The sequence below is a fragment of the Psychrobacter sp. TS_SC_6 genome (genome assembly GCF_056156305.1).
In genome coordinates, this window is the sequence record NZ_CM149590.1 from 1,365,865 (window position 1) to 1,388,413 (window position 22,549).

General features: G+C 42.2%; 19 protein-coding genes. 13 read left to right on the top strand and 6 right to left on the bottom strand.

Features of this window, described 5'->3' with window-relative positions:
* Nucleotides 1-122: 122 nt before the first annotated feature.
* Nucleotides 123-1,295: a JmjC domain-containing protein gene (locus AC0J5Y_RS05830; RefSeq protein ID WP_475131958.1), complete on the bottom strand. Its 1,173-nt coding sequence runs from the start codon at nucleotides 1,293-1,295 to the stop codon at nucleotides 123-125.
* A 131-nt stretch (nucleotides 1,296-1,426) separates the two neighbouring features.
* Between AC0J5Y_RS05830 and AC0J5Y_RS05835 the strand changes: the two genes are divergently transcribed.
* Entirely contained in the window at nucleotides 1,427-1,612 is a 186-nt protein-coding gene (locus AC0J5Y_RS05835) for an NF038104 family lipoprotein (RefSeq protein WP_475131959.1), read from the top strand.
* 124 nt (nucleotides 1,613-1,736) lie between these two features.
* Here the strand turns inward: AC0J5Y_RS05835 and purB are convergent, their stop codons facing one another.
* Entirely contained in the window at nucleotides 1,737-3,128 is a 1,392-nt protein-coding gene (purB, locus tag AC0J5Y_RS05840) for an adenylosuccinate lyase (RefSeq protein WP_475131960.1), read from the bottom strand.
* A gap of 105 nt (nucleotides 3,129-3,233) precedes the next feature.
* Nucleotides 3,234-4,346: a tRNA 2-thiouridine(34) synthase MnmA gene (mnmA, locus tag AC0J5Y_RS05845; RefSeq protein ID WP_475132102.1), complete on the bottom strand. Its 1,113-nt coding sequence runs from the start codon at nucleotides 4,344-4,346 to the stop codon at nucleotides 3,234-3,236.
* A gap of 370 nt (nucleotides 4,347-4,716) precedes the next feature.
* Here mnmA and ispF point away from each other — a divergent pair, with 370 nt between their 5' ends.
* The 5 genes from ispF (at nucleotide 4,717) to AC0J5Y_RS05870 (ending at nucleotide 9,893) form a co-directional block, all read left to right on the top strand.
* Nucleotides 4,717-5,223 carry a 2-C-methyl-D-erythritol 2,4-cyclodiphosphate synthase gene (gene ispF, locus AC0J5Y_RS05850; protein WP_475131961.1) on the top strand — a complete coding sequence of 169 codons (507 nt, stop codon included), beginning with the start codon at nucleotides 4,717-4,719 and terminating at the stop codon, nucleotides 5,221-5,223.
* 149 nt (nucleotides 5,224-5,372) lie between these two features.
* Complete coding sequence (gene grxD / locus AC0J5Y_RS05855) at nucleotides 5,373-5,723, top strand: Grx4 family monothiol glutaredoxin (protein WP_475131962.1); 351 nt, start codon at nucleotides 5,373-5,375, stop codon at nucleotides 5,721-5,723.
* 255 nt (nucleotides 5,724-5,978) lie between these two features.
* Nucleotides 5,979-6,506, top strand: a complete 528-nt coding sequence (locus AC0J5Y_RS05860; RefSeq protein ID WP_475131963.1) for a hypothetical protein — start codon at nucleotides 5,979-5,981, stop codon at nucleotides 6,504-6,506.
* A 279-nt stretch (nucleotides 6,507-6,785) separates the two neighbouring features.
* Nucleotides 6,786-8,684 carry a tRNA uridine-5-carboxymethylaminomethyl(34) synthesis enzyme MnmG gene (gene mnmG / locus AC0J5Y_RS05865; protein ID WP_475131964.1) on the top strand — a complete coding sequence of 633 codons (1,899 nt, stop codon included), beginning with the start codon at nucleotides 6,786-6,788 and terminating at the stop codon, nucleotides 8,682-8,684.
* Nucleotides 8,685-8,933: 249 nt separating this feature from the next.
* A complete protein-coding gene (locus tag AC0J5Y_RS05870; RefSeq protein ID WP_475131965.1) occupies nucleotides 8,934-9,893 on the top strand; it encodes an AEC family transporter in 960 nt (319 codons plus the stop codon).
* Nucleotides 9,894-10,017: 124 nt separating this feature from the next.
* Here AC0J5Y_RS05870 and AC0J5Y_RS05875 read toward each other — a convergent pair whose 3' ends face one another.
* Together AC0J5Y_RS05875 and AC0J5Y_RS05880 are read right to left on the bottom strand one after the other, a co-directional pair.
* Complete coding sequence (locus tag AC0J5Y_RS05875; protein WP_475131966.1) at nucleotides 10,018-11,037, bottom strand: LLM class flavin-dependent oxidoreductase; 1,020 nt, start codon at nucleotides 11,035-11,037, stop codon at nucleotides 10,018-10,020.
* Between the two features lie 399 nt (nucleotides 11,038-11,436).
* On the bottom strand, nucleotides 11,437-12,366 hold the full coding sequence (locus AC0J5Y_RS05880) for a LysR substrate-binding domain-containing protein (RefSeq protein WP_475131967.1): 930 nt from the start codon (nucleotides 12,364-12,366) through the stop codon (nucleotides 11,437-11,439).
* Between the two features lie 494 nt (nucleotides 12,367-12,860).
* Here AC0J5Y_RS05880 and AC0J5Y_RS05885 point away from each other — a divergent pair, with 494 nt between their 5' ends.
* From AC0J5Y_RS05885 to AC0J5Y_RS05905, 5 genes are all read left to right on the top strand, one after another.
* Nucleotides 12,861-14,522, top strand: a complete 1,662-nt coding sequence (locus tag AC0J5Y_RS05885) for an AmpG family muropeptide MFS transporter (RefSeq protein WP_475131968.1) — start codon at nucleotides 12,861-12,863, stop codon at nucleotides 14,520-14,522.
* Nucleotides 14,523-14,569: 47 nt separating this feature from the next.
* On the top strand, nucleotides 14,570-15,493 hold the full coding sequence (prmC, locus tag AC0J5Y_RS05890) for a peptide chain release factor N(5)-glutamine methyltransferase (RefSeq protein ID WP_475131969.1): 924 nt from the start codon (nucleotides 14,570-14,572) through the stop codon (nucleotides 15,491-15,493).
* Between the two features lie 21 nt (nucleotides 15,494-15,514).
* On the top strand, nucleotides 15,515-16,309 hold the full coding sequence (locus tag AC0J5Y_RS05895; RefSeq protein ID WP_475131970.1) for a HesA/MoeB/ThiF family protein: 795 nt from the start codon (nucleotides 15,515-15,517) through the stop codon (nucleotides 16,307-16,309).
* A 74-nt stretch (nucleotides 16,310-16,383) separates the two neighbouring features.
* A complete protein-coding gene (locus AC0J5Y_RS05900; RefSeq protein ID WP_475131971.1) occupies nucleotides 16,384-17,739 on the top strand; it encodes an ABC1 kinase family protein in 1,356 nt (451 codons plus the stop codon).
* Nucleotides 17,740-17,801: 62 nt separating this feature from the next.
* Complete coding sequence (locus AC0J5Y_RS05905) at nucleotides 17,802-19,118, top strand: YbfB/YjiJ family MFS transporter (RefSeq protein WP_475131972.1); 1,317 nt, start codon at nucleotides 17,802-17,804, stop codon at nucleotides 19,116-19,118.
* Nucleotides 19,119-19,137: 19 nt separating this feature from the next.
* On the opposite strand, the gene AC0J5Y_RS05910 is transcribed toward AC0J5Y_RS05905, so the two are convergent.
* On the bottom strand, nucleotides 19,138-19,626 hold the full coding sequence (locus AC0J5Y_RS05910; RefSeq protein WP_475131973.1) for an Lrp/AsnC family transcriptional regulator: 489 nt from the start codon (nucleotides 19,624-19,626) through the stop codon (nucleotides 19,138-19,140).
* Nucleotides 19,627-19,843: 217 nt separating this feature from the next.
* Between AC0J5Y_RS05910 and leuA the strand changes: the two genes are divergently transcribed.
* Both leuA and AC0J5Y_RS05920 read left to right on the top strand, forming a co-directional pair.
* A complete protein-coding gene (gene leuA / locus AC0J5Y_RS05915) occupies nucleotides 19,844-21,628 on the top strand; it encodes a 2-isopropylmalate synthase (protein ID WP_475131974.1) in 1,785 nt (594 codons plus the stop codon).
* A 279-nt stretch (nucleotides 21,629-21,907) separates the two neighbouring features.
* Nucleotides 21,908-22,522 (top strand): hypothetical protein, encoded by a 615-nt coding sequence (locus AC0J5Y_RS05920; RefSeq protein WP_475131975.1) that lies wholly within the window; start codon nucleotides 21,908-21,910, stop codon nucleotides 22,520-22,522.
* Nucleotides 22,523-22,549 lie beyond the last annotated feature (27 nt).

The following is a 22,549-nucleotide window of genomic DNA, read 5'->3' on the forward strand; positions in this document are numbered from 1 at the left end:
TTATATTTCAACGCTGAACTGGTATAAATTTTTCTTGCTTACTGTGCCTTCGCAGACAGGGGCTGCGAAAAATTCATTCCAGTCCCGCTGTATTGTTCTTATACTGAACTCACTATATGGCATTACTCTGGATGATTCATCCATATCCAACCATTCTCTAACCACTCCATCACTTCATCAGGGTCAACCCCTTCCATATCATCAAGGCTTAAATGCTCGCCATTAGATAAGCGTACCAGTAGTGCTATTGATGTTTCATGCAAATCATCTAGGCGCTGCCCATTGGCATATAAAACGATGTCATTCTCCGCCTGAGTGTATAACAAACGATTGCTATAATCAGCTTGTAACGTCGCGCCAGCTGCCAATGCAGCTATCATCTCATCAGTCGTCAGCGACTCTTCAGGGACGAGCACATCATATTGACGCTTGCTAACCACTTCAGACACGGCTTGGCGAATAATCGTATCACCGCGCTCAGATTGGAGCAGTTGTAATAATTGATTTTTAATCGCCTCAATACTGTCAGTCTGTAATTCCCCTGACGCTTGCATAGCTTGTGGTAATAACATTGGTATAAATAAAGCGCTGTCATTGGTCGCCACATCGGCAAGGCTGTCAATGATTTGCATCAAGTTTGGACGACGACAGCCAAATGAAAAGGTCAAACAGTCATCTTGTGCAACACCAAAGTGCGAGAGCTTTGGTGGTACATACAGCACATCACCGGCTTCTAAGATTTCATCAAAGATAATCTCGCCCATATCATCAAATAGACGTATCGGCTCATCGGCAACAAATTGGGTCTGCTCATCACAAAACTTACCTAACTGCCAACGCCTAGAGCCAAACCCTTGCGCTAAGAATACATCATAATCATCATAATGCTTGCCAACCGAGCCGCCTTTTGGCGCATAAGACACCATAATATCATCACGCTGCCACTGCGGTATAAAATCAAGCGCTTGCCATAAGGCGCCAAGTTCCGGCGACCATTGCTCAAGATTTTGTACCAGTACTGACCATTGCTCAGATAAGTTATCAAAGTCGGTTTCAGTTAGTGGGTTCTTTTTAAGTTGCCATTGCGGCTGACCTTCTTGTTTGCTCGCAGCTTGAGTCAGTAACCTTGCAGTAGCGTCTTCATCTATGGCTAAACCTAAGATATCTTCCGGCTCAAACATACCAATGAGTTGTGGTAAGCCTTGCTTAATCAAGAGGGGTTTTTTTTGCCAATAATCGCTTAAGAATTGCTCAGGAGTAATGGTACTCGGTAAACAAAGGGGGATAGAAGTCATGGATAAATCCGTATGGTTAATTGGTGATAAGATTAATAGAAATGATGGCTTTATAGGCAGGATTTATTAGTTTATGATTATTGCTTATCTGATGACTGTCATCAGAGCCTGTAATTATTCTTAGGACATTTATGAAAAAATTGCATTTTATCGTTATTATTGCCAGTATGTTTTTGCTGCAAGCTTGTGTACATAAAATTGTTACCGTACCTGCTAAAGTTGCTTATAAAACCACTAAAGGTGTGGTTAAAGGTACAGTGGCTGTGGGTAAAGCTATTATACCGGGTGATAGCAGTGATAAAGACGATAAAGAATAAAAACCTCACCCATCAACTATGTATTTTAAAAAATAATAGTGTTTAGAGTAAGGTTTTTATTAAGATATAAATGAGTGCTCATTTATATCTTTTTTGCATTTGATAGAGATGAGCTGGTTACCAGTTAAATTTTAGCAATCCATTCTTTAATCGTGCGTGCTTGTTCAGCCGCATTACCAATATAAGTAGCCGGCGTCATTTCGCGCAAACTGTTTTTATCGCTTTCACTGACTGCCGATAATTCATCGCCATCAACAAAAGTAAGCATTGCTTCACGAGTCATAGCATTACCACGGGTAAGAGCTTTAAGCTTCTCGTATGGGTTTTCAACACGGTAGCGGCGCATCACCGTTTGAATCGGTTCTGCCAATACTTCTTGGGCGCTGTCCAAATCATCGTTTAAACGTTGGGCGTTTAATTCAAGTTTGCCTACGCCTTTTAAACACGCATCATAAGCAATCATGCTTTGCGCTAAGCCAACACCGATATTACGCAACACGGTAGAGTCAGACAAATCACGCTGCATACGTGAAATCGGTAGCTTTTCACCCAAATGAGCCAGCATGGCATTGGCTACGCCCAAATTGCCTTCAGAGTTTTCAAAGTCAATCGGGTTGACTTTATGCGGCATGGTAGAAGAACCTACTTCACCATCTTTTAGGCGCTGTTTAAAATAGCCTAAGCTAATATACTGCCAAATATCACGGTTGAAATCGATTAGGATAGTATTAAAACGTTTTACTGCGTCAAACAATTCAGCGATATAGTCATGCGGCTCAATTTGCGTGGTATAAGGGTTAAACGTCAATTCTAGACGCTCATCAATAAATTTCTCTGCATGGGTCTGCCAATCAACGTCAGGGTATGAAGCATAGTGAGCGTTATAGTTACCGACCGCGCCATTGATTTTGCCTAATAGCTCAACTTGACCGACTTGCTTGATTTGACGGGCTAGGCGGTAAGCGACGTTTGCCATCTCTTTACCTAGAGTCGTCGGGCTTGCCGTTTGACCATGAGTACGTGAAAGCATCGGTTGATCAGCATGGATAATTGCTAGATTAACGATGCTATCAGTTATTTCTTGCATTTTAGCAACCACGATTTCACGGCTGTCTTTAAGCATTAGTGCGTATGATAGGTTGTTAATATCTTCACTGGTACAAGCAAAATGAATGAATTCTAATGAATCTTCAAGTGCTGCCTGACCACGGAATTTGTCTTTAATAAAGTACTCAACCGCTTTGACATCATGATTGGTGGTTGCTTCGATATCTTTAATCGCTTGTGCATCAGCTTCGCTAAAATCATCAACGATAGCATTCAAAAACGCATTGGTATCGGTATCAAATGCTGCCAATTCACCAATCGCATTGTTTTCCGCCAATGACTGTAACCAACGAATCTCAACGGTCACGCGCGCTTTAATGAGACCAAACTCAGATAAGTAAGGGCGCAAGCTGTCGGCTTTAGATGCATAGCGACCATCGATTGGGGAGAGTGCGGTAAGTAGATTCATAAAGATGCCTTAAGTAGTGACAAGTAGTGATCAGAAGGGTTAAAAATTAAAAATGACTACAAACTAACAAATAATACAACGTTTAATTTTTACAGAAAAATAGCTTTAAAACCCACAAGGCGCATCAATAGCAGCAATCACACCGCCACCCAAACAAACCTCATCGATATAAAATACAGCAGATTGACCGGGAGTAACGGCACGTTGTTGTTCATCAAAAACAACACGCACCTCAGAGCCGTCTTCATTGCTAGCAAACACGCGACAGGCTTGGTCGGGCTGACGGTAGCGAGATTTTGCCATACAGCGCAAACCATCAGGACTAAAGATATCCGTTGGTGGTAAACCATCTATCCAATCAAGCTTATAAGCCTGTAATTCATTGCTTAGCATCATAGGATGCTCGTGACCTTGACCGACAATAAGACGATTGTTATCTAAGTCTTTTGCCAGCACAAACCACGGCTCTTCAGGACGGTCTTTGACACCGCCAATACCGATACCACCGCGTTGACCTAAGGTGTAATACATTAGACCGTCATGCGTACCAATGGTATGACCATCGTCAGTGACGATATCACCTTTTTGTGCCGGCAAGTACTGCTGTAAAAAGTCTTTAAAACGGCGCTCGCCAATAAAGCAAATGCCAGTTGAGTCTTTTTTATTGGCGGTAATCAGGTCATGCTTTTCAGCGATTTGACGAACGACCGGTTTTTCAAGCTCACCAACTGGAAATAAAGTTTTGGCAATTTTATCACCGCCAACCGCGTGCAAAAAGTAGCTTTGGTCTTTATTGTTATCCAGACCACGTAGCAATTGTGCTACTTCAACGCCTTCTTTATTCTTATAATTCACACTGCGGCGAGTATAATGACCAGTAGCGATATAATCAGCACCAAGTGTTAAGGCGTAGTCTAAAAATGCTTTGAACTTGATTTCTTTATTACATAAAATATCAGGATTTGGCGTGCGACCTGCTTTATATTCCGCTAAAAAATGCTCAAAGACGCGATCCCAATATTCCATCGCAAAGTTGGCAGTATGTAGTTTAATACCGATTTTATCGCATACTGCTTGCGCGTCTGCTAAGTCATCCATTGCGGTACAATATTCAGTGCCGTCGTCTTCTTCCCAGTTCTTCATGAACAGACCTTCGACCAAAAAGCCTGCCTGCTGAAGCAATACGGCAGAGACAGAAGAGTCGACACCGCCTGACATGCCAACAATCACATGCTTAGTGCTAGGATCATTGATATCAGCAAGCGTTAGAGGGCGATGGGCGTCAAAAGAAGCAGAAACTGAGGTGCTAGAAGTGTTTGGTATGGCTGACATAGAACGGCTCAACTATTTATACTTTGTCCAAGATTTATGATGGCACTGAAGATTAATGCAATAGCTATAATGATAGGCTTCGCAAGTTGGTAGTGCCGGTTTTTCTTTTGGATTGGGTATTATGATAAAATAAGCGTCATATTATACCAGTTAATTGAAACTGGTGGCGAGCTATGGCACCTTACTGGCGGTAAAATCGCTTTAAAAATTTAGATAATGGTTTTCAATTATCCTAATCACCACTAATTTACTTGGAATGATAATGATAAAAATTGGTCAAGGTATTGATGTTCATGCGTTTCATAATAACGGTCAGCAGCAGCAATATGTAGTGCTGGCAGGTGTCCCTATTGATCATACGTACAGCTTACTTGCGCATTCTGATGGTGATGTGGTACTGCATGCACTTGCTGACGCTTTGCTTGGCGCCTTGGCACTCGGCGATATCGGGCAACATTTTCCAGATACCGATGCGGCAAATGCAGGTTTGGATTCGCGCGTATTGCTTCGTTATGTGTATGGCAAAGTATTAGCTGCCGGTTATATGTTAGGCAATGCTGATATCACCGTGATGTGTGAGCGCCCGAAACTGGCACCGCATAATTTAGCCATGCGTGCCAATATCGCGAGCGACTTGCAGACCGATGTAGGTAATATTAGTGTGAAGGCAACCACCACTGAAAAATTGGGCTTTACCGGTCGGCAAGAGGGTATTATGGCCAATGCCGTGGTATTATTGGTGCCGAATGCGCTTGGCGTTTAATTCTCAATAGTATATCAGTGCGTATGATTATGGCTGCTAGTGATCAATACTGCTTGTAATATTGCAGTGATTGCCCCATAAAGCAGCCACATGATAAATTTAACTTTAAATGTCTTTTTTATAAATAGTTTTAATTAATAGGAGTTTTTATGAGTGAGCAAACCCCAAATACTGCTGCCAACGATATTGAACAACTGATTCGTAACCAAATCAAAGACAACAAAGTCATTCTGTATATGAAAGGCTCACCGCAATTCCCACAGTGTGGTTTCTCTGCCAAAGCGATTGAAGTCTTGACACAAATTGGCCGCCCATTTGCTTTCGTCAATATCTTAGAAAATCCAGAGATCCGTGCAACGTTACCACAAATCGCTAATTGGCCAACTTTTCCGCAGCTATGGATTGATGGTGAATTGATGGGCGGATCAGACATTATTTTACAAATGTATCAATCAGGCGAGCTTAAGCCTTTGGTTGAAGCAAATAGCCCATCTGCTTAATATCGATTGCACTTTATATTGACGTTTGATGTCTAGATATTTGAGTAGTATTAAAATATTGATATATAAGTGACGTTCGAATCTAAGCCCCCAAATCTGAGTAGCCATATTAAAGGTTGCTCGGATTTTTTATTTTTTAATATTGATACGCAGCAAGTTCGATTGTTTTTGCCAACTTTGTCCCCATATTATTCTCAATATCGATGTTCGAAACAGCGAAACATTGACACACTGAATCAATAATAAGAGCCTTTTATGACCAATGAATTAAACAGCCAAGCAGCACAAACACAAGATACCGAGCAAGCGGCGATTGAAAAACGTCGCGAGCATCTAAAAAGTGAATCACTACGCATCATTGAAATCGCTGGCAGTGAGCCACATTCAGCGCTTAAATGTATTCATCAGCTCAGCGTGGCAGGCGGCGCAACAGAAGCCACTTATATTGCGATTGAACAGCGTATCGTTGCGGATCAAGATGCTGCCGGCGCTTATCATTTGGCATTATTGGCACAGAATACGCCAGATTTGCCCATTGATGCGCGTCAACTCATTGAGCTAGTGGTCAATAAAGGCGATAACGCACAGCGTTTGGCATTATTAAAAAACTTGCCACTACCACCCGTTGAGACAATAAAACAGTATATATTGGCGAGTGATGATAGCGATGCCATTGGGCAGATGAACGCCTATTTACAGATTAATCCAGAAGGCTATGGTAGCCAACATATGCTGGCGAGTGGGCAGGCGGATCGTATTGTGCCGCTTAGTCCTGGCAAATAAGTCCTGACAAATCAATGTTGAGAATGAGCATTGGTAAATGCTATCAACGTTAATCAAAATTTTTTGATCGTTAATCTCAATAGTTTTTCGTATAACGTTTTTTAAATGATAAAAAATTGTTATAATTGACGGTTATCTAACCTATTTTTAATGGCTTGTCTGAGCTGTTATCTCTTTTAAATTCGACTGACGTTTATTTGCCAGCAGCCATGCTATTTGATGCACGTTATGATAATGGTTTCTGGATAAAAGCAACGTTAAGAGTCAAGTGAGGCATACATGCAATACCCAAAAAATTACGACGTGGTGGTGATCGGTGGTGGTCATGCTGGCACAGAAGCTGCTTTGGCGGCTGCACGTATGGGCGCGCAAACCTTGCTGTTGACGCATAATATTGAAACGTTGGGGCAGATGAGCTGTAACCCTGCGATTGGTGGTATTGGTAAATCGCATTTGGTGCGTGAGATTGATGCACTTGGCGGCGCAATGGCACTGGCAACGGATAAATCGGGTATTCAGTTTCGAGTACTTAACAGTCGTAAGGGTGCCGCTGTACGAGCCACTCGAGCGCAAGCAGATCGTATTCTTTATAAAGCCGCCATTCGTCATACGTTAGAGAATCAGCCAAATCTTGATATATTTCAACAAGCAGCCGATGATATTTTAGTTGAAAACGGTCGTGCTACAGCGGTTGTAACTGCTACTGGTATTATTTTTAATACGCAAACGGTCGTGTTAACCTCAGGTACTTTTTTAGGCGGGGTGATTCATATTGGTCTTGAGAGCTCAAAAGGTGGTCGCGCAGGCGATCAACCTTCTATCAAGCTTGCTGATCGTTTACGTGAGCTGAAACTTCCTGTTGGTCGCCTAAAGACAGGTACGCCTGCCCGTATTGATGCGCGTAGTGTTGACTTTAGTGTGATGACCGTACAGCCGGGTGATACACCGCTACCGGTAATGAGTTATATGGGCGATGTGTCCATGCATCCTGAGCAGGTCAATTGCTATATCACCCATACCAATGCCCGTACCCATGATATCATCCGTGAAAATCTAGACCGCTCACCGATGTTCTCTGGCAAAATCGAAGGTGTTGGTCCACGTTATTGTCCATCGATTGAAGACAAAATTCATCGCTTCGCTGATAAAGACAGTCATCAAATCTTTATTGAGCCAGAAGGCTTGACCACCCACGAGCTATATCCAAATGGTATCTCAACCAGCTTGCCGTTCGATGTGCAGTTAGAATTTATTCATAGTATGAAAGGCTTAGAGAACGCGCATATTACCCGTCCAGGCTATGCGATTGAATACGATTATTTTGATCCGCAAAACCTAAAACCAACGCTTGAAACCAAATCGATTGACCGTTTGTACTTTGCCGGTCAAATCAATGGTACAACTGGCTACGAAGAAGCAGGCGTACAGGGTTTATTAGCCGGTACCAATGCCGCTCTAGTCACTTGTGAAAACAATGAGTTTGATGTCTGGACACCACGCCGTGATGAAGCCTATCTTGGCGTGCTTGTCGATGATTTGATTACGCATGGTACGACTGAACCGTACCGCATGTTTACCAGTCGTGCCGAGTATCGCTTATTGCTACGTGAAGACAATGCTGACCAACGTTTGACTGAAACCGGTCGTAAGCTTGGCTTAGTAGATGATGTGCGTTGGCAAGCGTATGAAGAAAAAATGGAAGCCATTGCTTCAGAAACCGCACGCCTTAAAGATATGTGGGCAACTCCTGCCAATGCATTGGGTAAAAAGGTCACAGAGCAAACAGGCGAGGTGCTATCCAAAGAGGCAACAGCTTTTGATTTGCTCAAGCGTCCGCAGATTCATTTTGCTGATATCGCTGCCATCACTGATTCGAAAGTCGATGCCCAAGTGGGAGAGCAGATTGAAATTTCTGTCAAATATGCAGGCTATATTGATCGTCAGCAAGAAGATATTGATCAGATGAAGAGGTTGGAAAATACAGCGCTACCAATAGATTTTGATTATAGTGTGGTGTCTGGGTTGTCCAATGAGATTGTCCAAAAACTTGCGCAAGTCCGTCCGTCAACATTGGCTCAAGCGGGACGTATCAGTGGTGTCACACCGGCTGCTATCCAGCTACTAGCAATGACGGTCAAGAAACAGAAAAAAGTACAAGCAGCATTGAATGCATCATAATAATGTATCAATGACTTAAAAAATAGAAAAGCAAAAAGCTCATGCCGAGAAATCGTTATGGGCTTTTTTATTGCCAAAATACTATCGTTGTTCAAAGAAAGAGGTGTACTCACTTGTCTTGGTTGCTGCTTTCTCTTTATACTGGCTCTACGAATTACCAACTCTATTGTTATTACTTACATCTTTTCTATTAATTCACCTCACTATTGTCCACATTATGATGGGCTTGTCACTAAACTGAGCCTATTTATGATTGATGCTATTATTTTTGCTATGACCATCGTCTTGCCCAACCTTGCCTTAATGTGGTTAGGGTTTTTTATGAAAAGACGCGGTGAGGCGGATCAGGTGTTTATCGATCAGGCCTCTAGTTTCGTGTTTAATTATTGTCTGCCATGTCTGCTGTTTTTTAGTGTGGTCGATAGTGACGTTGATTATGCGAAGCAAATGGTATTGATAGGCGCTGGCATTGTGGTGACCTTTATATTGTTTATCGGCTCTGAGCTCTATGCCAAGCGCTTTATCAGCGACCCTGCCAATCAAGGGGTTTTTGTACAAGGTATCTTTCGCAGCAATATGGCGATTATTGGACTGGCAACCGTTGCCAACGCCTATGGGACGACTGGCTTAAGTATTGGTGCGGTATATATGGGTGTGGTGACAATACTGTTTAATATTTTAGCGGTGATTACGCTCAGCCGAGTGTCTAAGAGTATAGAAGATACTTGGCTCAGTCGTAGTACCATGATTATTAAAAAGCTATTTACCAATCCGCTCATCATTGCACTCGTTGCAGCCTTTACTTATAAGGCGTTGCCACTACCACCAATAGCGGGTGTGATTCATATCACCGGTGGGTTATTAGCAGCAGTTGCTTTACCGCTTGCACTGATTTGTGCCGGTGCAAGTATTAATTTGAAATCGATGTTGCATCCTTCTGGACTTTCCATGCAGGCAAGTATTGGACGCATTGTTATTGCACCGTTGTTTGCTATAGCGGTTGGTTTTGCTTTTGGCTTAACAGGCGTACATATGGGCGTACTGTTTTTGATGGTTGCATCACCAACAGCAGCAGCAAGCTATGTGATGGCAAAAGCGATGGGTGGTAATGATATTTTAGCCGCCAATATTTTGGCATTTACCACAGTAGTTGGTATGTTTGGCATGGCGATTGGCGCAGCAATATTACGCGCTATGGGGCTAATTTAACCACTGTTTGATAAATGACTACATACGTATAAAACAGTGGTTAAATCAAAAGACAGTTATCAAGAGTTTATCAAACCCTGATTAAAAAACCTCTTCATCGTTTAAGAAGAGGAGGTTTTTTTAGTTATACAAATGCTTCTGTTGGTTGTAAATCAAACAAATTAAGCTCAGAGACCAGCTCAAGTGAGCGCACACGGGCCGCTTGGTCATAGACGTTTGCTGTAACAATCAGCTCATCTGGCTGATAGGTAGCAAGGAACGCTGCAAGCTTTGGCTTGACAGTTTCAACAGAACCGATAAACGATACCGACAACGCACTATCCACCATCATTTTCTCAGCAGCGCTCCAGATACTATCCATATCATGAGTAGGCTTTGGCATTTGACCTGTTTCACCACGGCGTAAGCGCACAAAGCTCTGCTGTGCTGAGGTAAAGTGATAATGGGCGGTCGCATCATCGTCCGCAAGCAATAAATTTGCCGCTAGCATGACATAAGGCTTGTCTAAGTAAGCTGATGGTCTAAATTGCTCTCGATAAGCATTGATGGCTTGCCCAAGCATTTGCGGTGCAAAGTGTGAAGCAAACACATATGGCAACCCTAAGTGCGCTGCTAAGGTCGCACCAAAAAGGGAAGAACCTAGTATCCAAATGGGAATATTAGAGTTTGCACCGGGGAACGCCTGTACGGGACTATCATCTGTGCCATTTCCCAAAAAGTACATCAACTCTTGCACATCTTGTGGAAAGCGATCAGCATCTTGCATCTGGCGACGTAATGCCTGAAAAGTTGCACCGTCTGTACCGGGCGCACGACCCAAACCCAAGTCTACGCGGTCGCCATATAATGCTTGCAGGGTACCAAACTGCTCAGCAATGACAAGCGGGGCATGATTGGGCAACATCACACCACCTGCGCCAATACGTATACGCTTGGTCTGAGCACCAATATGCGACAATAGAACTGACGTCGCTGCACTAGCAATACCAGGCATATTATGATGTTCTGCCATCCAATAGCGATTTAAGCCAGATTTTTCGGCTTGCTGCGCTGTTTCAACAGTTTGGGCGACACCTTCAGCAATGCTTTTACCCTCAGGAACGGGGGCTAAATCTAAGAAGGATAAGGGAATAGAGTTACTCATAAATCACCTGTTTTTAGATGCCATATGATTAATGGCAGTATTATTTATTATAAATTTATAAGAGCCTCAGCTTGCGTAGTTATTATTCAACTAGTGATATAATTATCACTATGCAAGTCTTGAACGCTTTACCTTCTATATAATGGGGCGGTTAAATAAGATATAAAGGTCAGTATTCACGCTGATAACAAATCTTAATCATATGAGCTATAGAGGATAAGGACAGTTGATTTAGTCAGACATTGACTAGAAAAGAATAGTTCACAAGAAAAAGCATCACTATCTAAAGATAATGATGCTTTTATGAGTATCTTTAATTACGAGTACTTTGATCTTCTATTTATATTACTGACTTAATAATCAAATACTAGCTACACGTATTAGTGAAAACAGCAGTCATTACTGACTGAACTGTTTTTGACACAGCTCCATAAACGCCCGTCCATACTGACGAATCTCTGCGTCATCACGTACTGCCATCCAACTGGTAAAGCGTCCGAAGTGATCCACTGGTATGGCAGTTAGGTTTTGATAATGGCTCGGCTCAAATGCCATTTCTGCGATGATACCAATCCCTAAGCCAAGCCCTACGTAGGTGCTAATCACATCAGCATCAAGTGCTGCCAATACGATATCTGGCTCAAGACCGGCATCGCTAAAGGTTTTGTCAATAGCGCCGCGCCCCGTAAAACCACCGTGATACGTCACGATTGGATAGCTGGCAAGGGTTGGTAAGTCGATAGATTCTAGTCCTGCCAATTCATGATCGCTTGGCACGATGACACGATGCGTCCAGTCATAATAGCGATAGCAGCGCAAATAGTTATTATGTAGTAAGGACTCGGTTGCAATACCAATATCGGCCTGCCCTCGTATCACCATCTGTGCGATGGTTTCAGGATCTGCCTGTTGCAGGATGAGATTAACCTTAGGAAAACGCTCTTTAAATTCTTTCACGACTTTTGGTAAGACGTAACGTGCCTGAGTATGAGTCGTGGCAATTGTCAATGTACCGACATTTGGATTATTAAAGTCGAGGCTGAGGTTTTCAATCGTACGGATTTCGGTAAAGATAGATTCAATATGCGGCATGAGCGCCGTACCCATTGTCGTAAGCCCCGTTAAACGTTTGCCTTGGCGCACGAACACTTCAGTTTTGAGCTGATTCTCAAGAGCTGCGATATGCTTTGAAAGACTTGATTGGCTGGTATGCAGTACCGTCGCCGCCTGACTTAAATTATAGCCATTGATTACGGTATGCCACACTGTCTCCAACTGTTTGAGTTGAATTTGCAGATGCCGTTGATTGACCACTACGTCGATTGCCATAAGTTAATCCCATTATATAAAGAGTCAGTCGTCTTTATAAAAGTTAAAACGCCCAAAAAACATAACAAGCGTGTAGTGTAAATCAAAGCTATTATTCTTGTATATAATAAATAGGTATCTATTTATACATATAAGGAATATAGGAAAATCGCTTGAAGAATACGCTAGGTTGAAATCTAATAGGAGTAAACCAAAAAATTATAGCTTAATTTATATTTAAGAAAGGTTAAGATACATGTACTTACCAAAGCAAGCTATAGAATATAGCCGATATGCTCAATCAAGTAGTTAGTGGAAAAACATCTAGTCAATTTGAGTATTCTCAAGTACCATTATTCAATTTTGCAGCAAATGTCATTTTCTTTGTACAGAGCTAGGCAATTTTTTGTCCTTTTTTATTCTGATAGTCTCAATGTCACACTGCCAGTAGATAAAATTTTGGATAAAAAGTAGCGCACTGTCGTATTTTTTGTCTAAATTTTTGGTGAGTCGTTATGTCTGCTGTCCAACCTATTCCGCCCAATTCTCCTATTGCCAAAAAGTCACTTAGCGAATCTTTGCAGGCTTATCTTGATCGGCGTTCACTTATCATGCTGTTCTTGGGCTTTGTCGCTGGCATTCCTATCTTACTAATTTTCTCTAGCTTATCATTATGGTTGCGTGAAGCAGGGATTGATCGTAGCGTAGTAACCATGTTTAGCTGGGCGGCGCTTGGTTATGCCTTTAAGTTTATTTGGGCACCATTAATTGATGCAGTGCCATTGCCAATATTAACCAAACTATTAGGTCGCAGGCGCAGCTGGATTTTGGTCTCGCAGATTATGATTATTGCCGCTATCTGTATCATGGCGAGTGTCAATCCAGCGAATGAAGGCAGCCTAGTTCTGATGGCAGTAGGTGCCGTACTACTGGGCTTTTCATCAGCGACACAAGACATCGTTATTGATGCTTATCGCATCGAATTGGCACCCCCAAGCCTACAAGCGGTCTTGTCTGCCATGTATGTGACCGGTTACCGTATCGGAATGATCGTCGCTGGTGCTGGGGCATTATATTTAGCCGATTACTTTGGTTCTACCGAGAGCTTTTATAGCTATGAGGCGTGGCGCAATACTTATTGGATTATGGCAGCGGTGATGGGCATTGGGGTTATTACCACCTTGGTGATTCATGAGCCGATTAGACAACAAGTGATTGTTGAACGTAAAACGTCAGAATATACCCGTTTAGTATTAGTATTCGCTATATCAGTCATAGGTTTTGTACTGGTATTTGCTAATTCAGGCTTGGTCTTACCCGAGACAGAAAGTGTGTTCGCAGGCTTCTTAATCGAAGTAGTGCGTATGGTATCGAGTTTGGCAGCGGCTTTGATTATCGGTTACGGCTTAGTAAAAGCCAATCTTGTGGAGCAAGAGTTTGCTAAGACCACATGGATTGAACCTATTACTGACTTTTTCCGCCGTTACGGTAAAAAGGCGTTATTGTTATTGGCGCTGATTGGTCTTTATCGTATCTCCGATATTGTTGCTGGGGTTATCTCTAATGTCTTCTATCAAGACATGGCATTCACTAAAGTTGATATTGCCAACGCCGTTAAGTTGGTTGGTGTTGTTATGGCGATTGCCGGTGGTTTCTTAGGTGGTTTATTAGCACAAAAAATGCGTATCATGCGCGCAATGATGGTTGGGGCAGTCCTTGCTTGCGTGACCAACTTGTTATTTATTCTACTGACATACCATCCTGGGAGCTTGCCGTATATGTATTTGGCAGTAATCCTTGATAATCTTGCAGCTGGTCTTGCTAGTGCCGTATTTATTGCCTTTTTATCTGCATTAACATCTATTCGATTTACTGCCGTCCAGTATTCAATATTTTCATCACTAATGACATTATTGCCAAAAGTGGTGGGTGGTTATTCAGGGACTATCGTTGATAGCACCAGTTATCCCTTCTTCTTTATGTTTACTTTTCTGATTGGTATTCCTGTTTTAGCGCTGATTTATTATGTTGATAAATATATCGTCATTGGTGACAATGATGATATTTATGGTGATGGCAGTGACGATAGTAATAGTGGCAGTAATAAAGGTGTTGAGTTAACCAAAGCCAATCCTACTTTAACCAATACCAATGAGCCACCGCGCGCGTCAGAGTAGGTTAAAGGTTATAAAAATAAAGCAGATATTATTATTAAGAGTCATTTATGACAGCGCAAAAAGCAGCAGACGTAACAATATGGCAAATCAAGCAGCAAGCGATGCAAATGGCGGAAGAATTATCTGTTCCAACATTTTGGATAACGGATTGGCTGCTATATATCATTGATAAACCCGCGCTATTTTTAATAACGGATGATAGCTATCAGCTAAGTGTTGCTGAGGTTGAGCGATTTAATGCTGGTGTGACCAAAATGCAGCAAGGTATACCATTGGCTTATTTAACGGGTATACAGGCATTTTGGTCGCTTGATTTTACCGTTAATGAACATACCTTAATTCCCAGACCCGATACTGAAGTTTTGGTTGAGCAAGCACTACATTGGATAAATACTGCCAATAAAGAGTTTGTACCTAACGCTGCTGCTAGCCATAAGCGTCTGCTTGATCTGGGCACAGGTTCTGGTTGCATTGCCATCAGTCTTGCTCACGAGTTAAAGCTAGCTTGTAAGTTGGAATCAGTAAGCTGGCAAGTCGTTGCTGTTGATTTCTCGCTAGAGGCGCTAAAAATTGCTCAGTATAATGCGGTCAGTAATGCTGTAGATATCGAGTTCATCCATAGTAGCTGGTATGATGCACTCTCTACTCAGGACGAACATTTGTTCGATGTGATTGTCTCAAATCCGCCCTATATTGATGAGGCGGATGAGCATTTAGCAGATTTATTAGCAGAGCCAATTAGTGCTTTGAGCGCCCCTAATCAGGGTTTGGCTGATATCGAACATATTGTCCATCATGCGCCTCAGTACCTAAAAGTAGGCGGGCTATTAGCGATTGAGCATGGCTTTGATCAAGGGCATACTGCGCGCCAGTTATTTGCGGACAATCACTTCGATAATGTACAAACGATTAAAGATTTTGGTGGGAACGATAGAGTGACGTTTGGGCAGTTTAATAAAAATAAGCTGTAATATTGAGTACTGGTAATCCATATGAGTAATGTAGAAACAGAAATATTGTTAGATGATGAGCTGCTGCGTTATGCGCGTCAAATATTACTTGATGGCTGGGATATTGATGCTCAGCTACGACTAAAATCATCACGTGTCGTCATGATAGGCGCAGGTGGGCTAGGTTGCCCAGCTTCTGAAACCTTAGTGCGTGCAGGACTTGGGCATATTCACCTAATTGATGACGATGAGATTGAAGCCAGTAATTTACAGCGTCAAACATTGTTTTTACCGGAGGATATTGGTAAACCTAAAGCTCTAACTGCTGCGCAAATGTTGATGCGTATCAATCCTTTAATCACAGCTCGCAGTACGATAGCGCGATTGAGTGAAGACAATGCTTATGAGTTACTTGATATGGCGTCCGGTACGCCAGACCTATTGTTAGACTGTACGGATAATTTTGCTACCCGTGACATCATCAATCGTATTAGTGTGCGCTATCAGATTCCATTATTATCGGCATCTGCTATTGCAATGCAAGGGCAACTGGCACTGTTTGAGCCACATCTAAATACCGGCTGCTATCACTGTGTATTTGGTTCGGTAGTATTAGATGCCGAGGCGGATGAACATACGTGTGCCAATTCAGGGGTGCTTGCCAGTACCACAGCTATCATAGGCAATCTACAAGCCAATGCTGCTTTGCAATATCTAGGATTAACCAAAAATCCACTGACAAACAAACTGCTGATATGGGATGGTAGTCTGATGCAGCAACGCTTGATGGGATATCGAAAAGAGTCAGAATGTCCTGTCTGTAATATCTTTTCCTAATTTCAATCAATGATTTTTTACCAGTTATAATCGCCGATTCTCAAATCTCCTTCTTATGACCACAGTTGTCTTTTATGAAAATTCATCGTCCGCATTTATTAAAACATACCTTTAATGTCGTTAACCGTGTTCGTCAAACAGCAAGTGTCGCTGGTTTATCAGCGCTTAGAGTGGCGAAGGGCGAAAAGCCTGATGCCATGCTGTTAAAAGAAACTTTTGAGCAACTGGGTACGACTTATATCAAAATAGCTCAGTTTATTGCCAGTACGCCGTCATTATTTCCGCGTGAATATGTGCAAGCCTTTCAAAGTTGTTTGGATCAAACCACGCCATTGTCTTATGCTTATATCGAGCAAGTATTAACAGAAGAGCTAGCTGTTAATGGACTCATACTTGAAGAGACGTTTGCCTATATTGACTCAAAACCATTGGCTTCTGCTTCTATCGCCCAAGTCCACGCAGCGCGTTTGCATAATGGTGATGAAGTTGTCTTAAAGGTGCAAAAACCTGGCGTCGAAACTATTATGCAGACGGATTTGGGTGTATTGCATGGCGTGACAAAGTTGGTGGAATTGTTGATGCCTTCAATGAGATTTGCCAGCATTGCGCCGATTATTGATGAGATTCGTTTGCGTATGCTTGCGGAGACAGACTTTATCGCTGAGGCACAAAATATTCGCGACTTTCAGCAGTTTTTGGCAGTATCAGGCAATACACGCGTGGTGGCACCAAAAGTCTATGAGGCCTACACTACCAAGCGTGTGTTGACCATGAGCCGCTTATACGGTGTCTCTATGGTAGATGAAACTTTGATGCGTCAATATTGTACTGATCCTGCCCAAGTGATGGCAGATACGCTCAATACTTGGTTTGCAAGCCTGATGCTGTGTAATAGTTTCCATGCGGATTTACATGCGGGTAATTTAATGCTATTAACTGATGGACGTATCGGATTTTTAGATTTCGGTATTGTCGGTAAATTGAAGGCTGAAAGCTGGCGCGCTTGCATGGGAATGATGCAAGCCATGCAGGATAATGATTATTATGCGATGGCACGCCATATGATAGATATGGAGATGACACATGGTGGTAATCAGGTTGATGTGGTGGCATTGGGTGATGATTTGCAGCGTATGATGAAGACCATCATGGCAGAGGACAAAGCCTTTACCAGTGGTGTGCCCTTTAATACGAAAGAGCAGGCGGATGAGCTGAATACAATGATGCTGGAGATAGTTGAGGTCGGTAAGCGTCATGGTATTCATTTTCCGCGTGATTTTGCTTTATTGACCAAGCAAATGCTCTATTTTGACCGCTTTATGCGTACGCTTGCACCTGATATGGATATGTTTAGTGATCAGCGCGTGCAGATGTTGGGACAGGCGGAGAGAAATGAGCAAGAAAATCGTCCAACACTCAATGTTTCGTAGGATTAAATAGTATATGTAATACTTGTTCATAATTATTTTTTACTACTTTAACACAAAGGATTGTGTGCTTTTTGCCACAAAATGGCCCTGTCATGATGACTGCTCTCAAAAGCCGTGCTGTTATTACTATCACCAATGAAACAGCTGTTGCGTTGATCGGTATGTACTGTATGGCAGTGGTAATGGGGTTTGGACGCTTTTTATTTACAGCCACTTTACCTGATATTATGTTGCAATTGTCGCTATCCACGACCATTGCAGGTTGGCTCGCTTCAATCAACTATATTGGCTACTTTATTGGCGCGCTTATCGCGATGTTTGTGCCACAGCGTCTAACATGGCATATGCTAATATTATGGACAATAATTAGTGTCATTACTACCATGCTGTTGGTCGTGCCAAATATGTCATTAAATTTATGGTATGGCATTCGGCTGATATCAGGTGTCGCAAGTGGTGTGGCGATGATTTTAAGCTCATCTTTGGTCGTTCAAAGATTCAGTCTTGAGCGCCGTTCGGTGCTATCGGCAGTACACTATGCAGGTATCGGCGTCGGTATCAGTGCCTCCGCAATACTGACGTGGTGGTTACTGACGCTTGGCTACCATTTCGACGTGATTTGGCTGATCGCTGGAATGATTAGCTTACCTGTTTTATGGTTGCTGTATGGCATACGTCCGTCTGCTATGGTTACTTTATTTGGTTCAACATCAGTAAGCTCAGAAATACCCCAGAGTAATCATTATTCCTCGCCATATCAAACCTATATTAATTTTAAGCGTTCTTTATACGAGGCGCTATCAGGTCATAGTAAGCCCATTACGTTATTGTTGACCAGTTATGTGCTGGCAGGCTTTGGTTATATTACATCGGCAACTTTTTTGCCGGTAATGGCAGCTCAGCGCTTGACCACTCAAAATTCTGCTGGACTGTCTATTTGGCTGGTAGTGGGTATATTTGCCATGCTCTCAAACCCGATTTGGGGTGCTCTTGCCAAACGTATTGGTGAAGTCAAAACCTTAATGGGCTTGACGTTATTGCAAGCGTTTGGCATGTACTTGCCCATAGGGTTTGATGGCGCTATTGGTTTATATGCTAATGCCATGATTTTAGGGTTAACCTTTGTGGGTATGGTCTCTATGACCTTAACGATTATTAAAAACATAAATCCCATCTATACAAATCTGCTGATAGGACTAGCAACATTAGCCTATGCAATAGGGCAGTTCATCGGACCATTGGTAACGGTAGCGCTGGCGGGAGAGAATGATAACTTTAATGCAGGATTGTTGGTAGCGGCTACAGGACTGCTGATAGGACTGGTTTTGGTATTCTTTTTCTGGCGTCAAACGAACCGACTGCAAAAAACAATCATTTAAGCGAATCACTTTAGTAGGATTAAATCATACTGCGGCTGAATACTTCTCGTAGCTCAAAGCTGGTATGGACTTGTGCCACGCCTTCGATACGATTTAACCGATGCAATAAAAATTCCTCATAGTGAGCCATGTCTCGTACGCGTACTTTAATCAGGTAGTCCTCGGAGCGACCAGTGACGATACTACAGCTGATGACTTCATCGAAGCTTTTAACCTTGCGCTCAAACTGCTCAAAACGGTCAGCCGTGTGACGGTCCATACTGATAGCAATGAAAACTGCCAAGGGATAGCCAAGTTTTTGAGCATCGGTTTGAGTATGATAACCGGTGATAACGCCGCTATCCTCTAAGCGCTTAATACGGCGCGCGCAAGGGGTTGCCGAGAGATTAACGCGCTCGGCAAGCTCAGTAATGCTCATACGTGCATCGGTCTGCAATAAGCGCAATAAGCGTTTATCTGTATCATCAATATCTGCAATTAACAGCTGATTAGAATGAGTATGTTGCATGATAATTGTCTTTGTTAGTGAATTATGCCAATTATAGCGATTTATTTATCACATTTCACTAATATAAGTTAAATATACTTATTATAAAGCCGATATTCACCTTATAAACTTTGTTATTATAATGGCATAAATTCGTATTATCTCGTATGATAAAGCAGGATTTTGGCATTGATTGCCTCATCAAAAATACCAACCTAATGCCGTCTAAGGATTGATTATGTCTGACCAAGCAACACGCCCTGTAGCGCCTGCCGCTGCAAAGAGCACACCAAAAAAAGCCGCTTTCGATTTCCGTAAATATCGCCCTTTTGCATTTGCGCCACTGTTGCCAGATCGCACATGGCCGAGCAAAACGCTCGAGAAATCACCGATATGGGCAAGTGTGGATCTGCGTGATGGCAATCAGGCATTGATTGATCCGATGACTATTGAACAAAAAATGCGTTTTTTTGAAACCTTGGTAGATGTGGGTTTTAAAGAGATTGAAATAGGTTTTCCCTCAGCGGCACAAGTCGAGTTTGATTTTGCTCGTAAATTGATTGAAGAAAATCATGTGCCTGATGACGTGACTTTGCAGGTATTGGTACAAGCACGTGAGCATTTGATTGCTCGTACTTTTGAATCCTTAAAAGGCGCAAAGCGTGCCATCGTTCATGTTTATAACTCAACTTGCCGTATTCAGCGCGAAAAAGTATATGGCAAAGATAAAGCTGAAATTAAAGAAATTGCTATTACTGGCGCAAAACTATTGGTTGAATATGCTGCTAAATATCCAGAAACAGAATGGGTATTCCAGTATTCACCTGAGAGCTTTAGCCAAACTGAAACTGAATATGCAGTTGAAGTCTGTGATGCCGTTTGTGATGTTTGGCAGCCCGAGAACGGTCAAGAGGTAATCTTAAACTTACCTGCGACGGTTGAGGCGTCAATGCCCAATGTATTCGCTGATCAAGTCGAGTATTTTTGTCGGAATCTTGCCAAGCGTGAGCATGTGACTATTAGCTTGCATACGCATAATGACCGAGGCTGTGCGGTGGCAGCGGCTGAGCTTGGTGTGCTTGCTGGTGCCGATCGTATTGAAGGTACTTTACTTGGTAATGGCGAACGTACCGGTAATATGGATATCATGGTGATGGCGATGAATTTATTTAGCCAAGGTATCGATCCTGAGCTTGACTTTAGTAACATGAGTGAGATTGTACAAGTCGTTAGCGAATGCAATAACTTGCCTCTGCATCCACGTCATCCTTATGTGGGTGAGCTTGTATTTACTGCCTTTAGCGGCTCGCACCAAGACGCGATCAAAAAATGCCTCGACTATAATGAGAAGCATATGGAGGAGACGGAAAACGTCTGGGATGTGGCATATTTACCAATTGATCCTGCCCATATTGGTCGCAGCTATCAGGATGTGGTTCGTATTAATAGCCAATCTGGTAAAGGTGGGGTGGCTTATATCTTGCAGCGCAACTATGGCTTTAACTTGCCACGTTGGATGCAAATTGACTTTAGTGGTGTGGTACAAAAACAAGCCGAAACTACGGCTCGTGAATTGCAGAATGATGAAATTTTACAAACCTTTGAAGACACTTATTTACAGCAAGGCAGTTTTGAGCTGTTAGATTACACGGTCAATAACAAAGGCGGCGAAGTCTACTTTAACGGTCAAGTTCAAATGAATGGTGATACCATCATTATAGACGGTAATGGTAATGGGCCGTTGTCTTCGTTTATCGATGGATTGGCGCAACACACAGGCAAATCAATCCATGTCATTAACTATGCTGAGCATGCAATCAATCCGCAGCATAATAGTGGTGATGGTATCAATGATGATAACAATAGAGACAATAAGACAAATGCCAATGCTGCTGCTTATATACAGCTAAATGTAGATGGTGAAGTTTATTCAGGTATCGGTACTTGTAGCAGCACGGTATCAGCCATGCTAAAAGGCGCATTGTCAGCCTTTGCTCAAGCAGTTGGTATCGCTGCTGTTTAATGTTGAATCCAAGAACTAAGTACTTAAGAATTTTAATTATTTAGGTATATAAGTTTACGTTTATATGAATACAACGTCATGGCTCATTGCGATAAGCAAATCAGAGCCATGGCGTTATTTTTTATATTTGAACCTCAGTAATTAGAGATCTTATTTAAGTGCTTATCACTGAGAGGTTAAAGCCTAATAGCATAATGTTACTTGTGTTTTCGGTGACTAAGACTTACGCTAATGTAAATAGCATTCATTATTATAATAGTATAAATAACAAGGTTAATTATGGAACCTCTCTCATTTGCTTCATTTTCATTAGCCGCTATTTTGGCATCATTACCAGTAAATGGCGAAGCAGTTAGTAAGCCGACCATTACTACACATATTAGCCCTGCGATTGCTGGACAGTGGGAGATTGATTTAAACAGCAGTATCACGATGACCAAAGAAGCTGCGGCGCGGCAAGCAGCGTTAAAAGATAAGAGTCAGATTAAAAGTAAAGAACCTAAAGTCAACGTCGGTGCAGGAATATTAACACAAAACGAAAAACGCCTTATTAATATTCAAGCAGATACCAGCAAAAAACTCACTGCATCAGCGAAGAAATCTGATCAGTGCCGTGAGCTTTATAATTTTGCTGCTGATAATGAAATGTGGTCAGTCAGTGGCAAAGAGTGGACTTATGGACGTTATTTGATTACGCACCGTGAAGAGGGACTACCTATCATTGCTATTAAAACTGTTTACGATAACAATGAAGTAGATTGCTCCGGCAGCCAGATAGATCAGAGCAATGAGGCGTTGATTGCATTTTTAAATCATGATGGCAATCAAATGCAGTGGTGTGCTGATCCTGATGGCAAAGAGTGCTTTATGAATTTTAATAGAATTCTGCCATAGCAATGGTTTTTCAGTGACTTTGCTTTA

What these genes read in the sequence shown, in the direction of transcription:
- grxD (WP_475131962.1), top strand. Translation starts at nt 5,373, where the DNA reads ATGAGTGAGCAAACCCCAAATACTGCTGCCAACGATATTGAACAACTG.
- AC0J5Y_RS05900 (WP_475131971.1), top strand. Translation starts at nt 16,384, where the DNA reads ATGAAAATTCATCGTCCGCATTTATTAAAACATACCTTTAATGTCGTT.
- AC0J5Y_RS05835 (WP_475131959.1), top strand. Translation starts at nt 1,427, where the DNA reads ATGAAAAAATTGCATTTTATCGTTATTATTGCCAGTATGTTTTTGCTG.
- AC0J5Y_RS05910 (WP_475131973.1), bottom strand. Translation starts at nt 19,626, where the DNA reads ATGCAACATACTCATTCTAATCAGCTGTTAATTGCAGATATTGATGAT.
- leuA (WP_475131974.1), top strand. Translation starts at nt 19,844, where the DNA reads ATGTCTGACCAAGCAACACGCCCTGTAGCGCCTGCCGCTGCAAAGAGC.
- purB (WP_475131960.1), bottom strand. Translation starts at nt 3,128, where the DNA reads ATGAATCTACTTACCGCACTCTCCCCAATCGATGGTCGCTATGCATCT.
- AC0J5Y_RS05920 (WP_475131975.1), top strand. Translation starts at nt 21,908, where the DNA reads ATGGAACCTCTCTCATTTGCTTCATTTTCATTAGCCGCTATTTTGGCA.
- AC0J5Y_RS05875 (WP_475131966.1), bottom strand. Translation starts at nt 11,037, where the DNA reads ATGAGTAACTCTATTCCCTTATCCTTCTTAGATTTAGCCCCCGTTCCT.
- mnmG (WP_475131964.1), top strand. Translation starts at nt 6,786, where the DNA reads ATGCAATACCCAAAAAATTACGACGTGGTGGTGATCGGTGGTGGTCAT.
- AC0J5Y_RS05880 (WP_475131967.1), bottom strand. Translation starts at nt 12,366, where the DNA reads ATGGCAATCGACGTAGTGGTCAATCAACGGCATCTGCAAATTCAACTC.
- AC0J5Y_RS05885 (WP_475131968.1), top strand. Translation starts at nt 12,861, where the DNA reads ATGTCTGCTGTCCAACCTATTCCGCCCAATTCTCCTATTGCCAAAAAG.
- mnmA (WP_475132102.1), bottom strand. Translation starts at nt 4,346, where the DNA reads ATGTCAGGCGGTGTCGACTCTTCTGTCTCTGCCGTATTGCTTCAGCAG.
- ispF (WP_475131961.1), top strand. Translation starts at nt 4,717, where the DNA reads ATGATAATGATAAAAATTGGTCAAGGTATTGATGTTCATGCGTTTCAT.
- prmC (WP_475131969.1), top strand. Translation starts at nt 14,570, where the DNA reads ATGACAGCGCAAAAAGCAGCAGACGTAACAATATGGCAAATCAAGCAG.
- AC0J5Y_RS05860 (WP_475131963.1), top strand. Translation starts at nt 5,979, where the DNA reads ATGACCAATGAATTAAACAGCCAAGCAGCACAAACACAAGATACCGAG.
- AC0J5Y_RS05870 (WP_475131965.1), top strand. Translation starts at nt 8,934, where the DNA reads ATGATTGATGCTATTATTTTTGCTATGACCATCGTCTTGCCCAACCTT.
- AC0J5Y_RS05895 (WP_475131970.1), top strand. Translation starts at nt 15,515, where the DNA reads ATGAGTAATGTAGAAACAGAAATATTGTTAGATGATGAGCTGCTGCGT.
- AC0J5Y_RS05830 (WP_475131958.1), bottom strand. Translation starts at nt 1,295, where the DNA reads ATGACTTCTATCCCCCTTTGTTTACCGAGTACCATTACTCCTGAGCAA.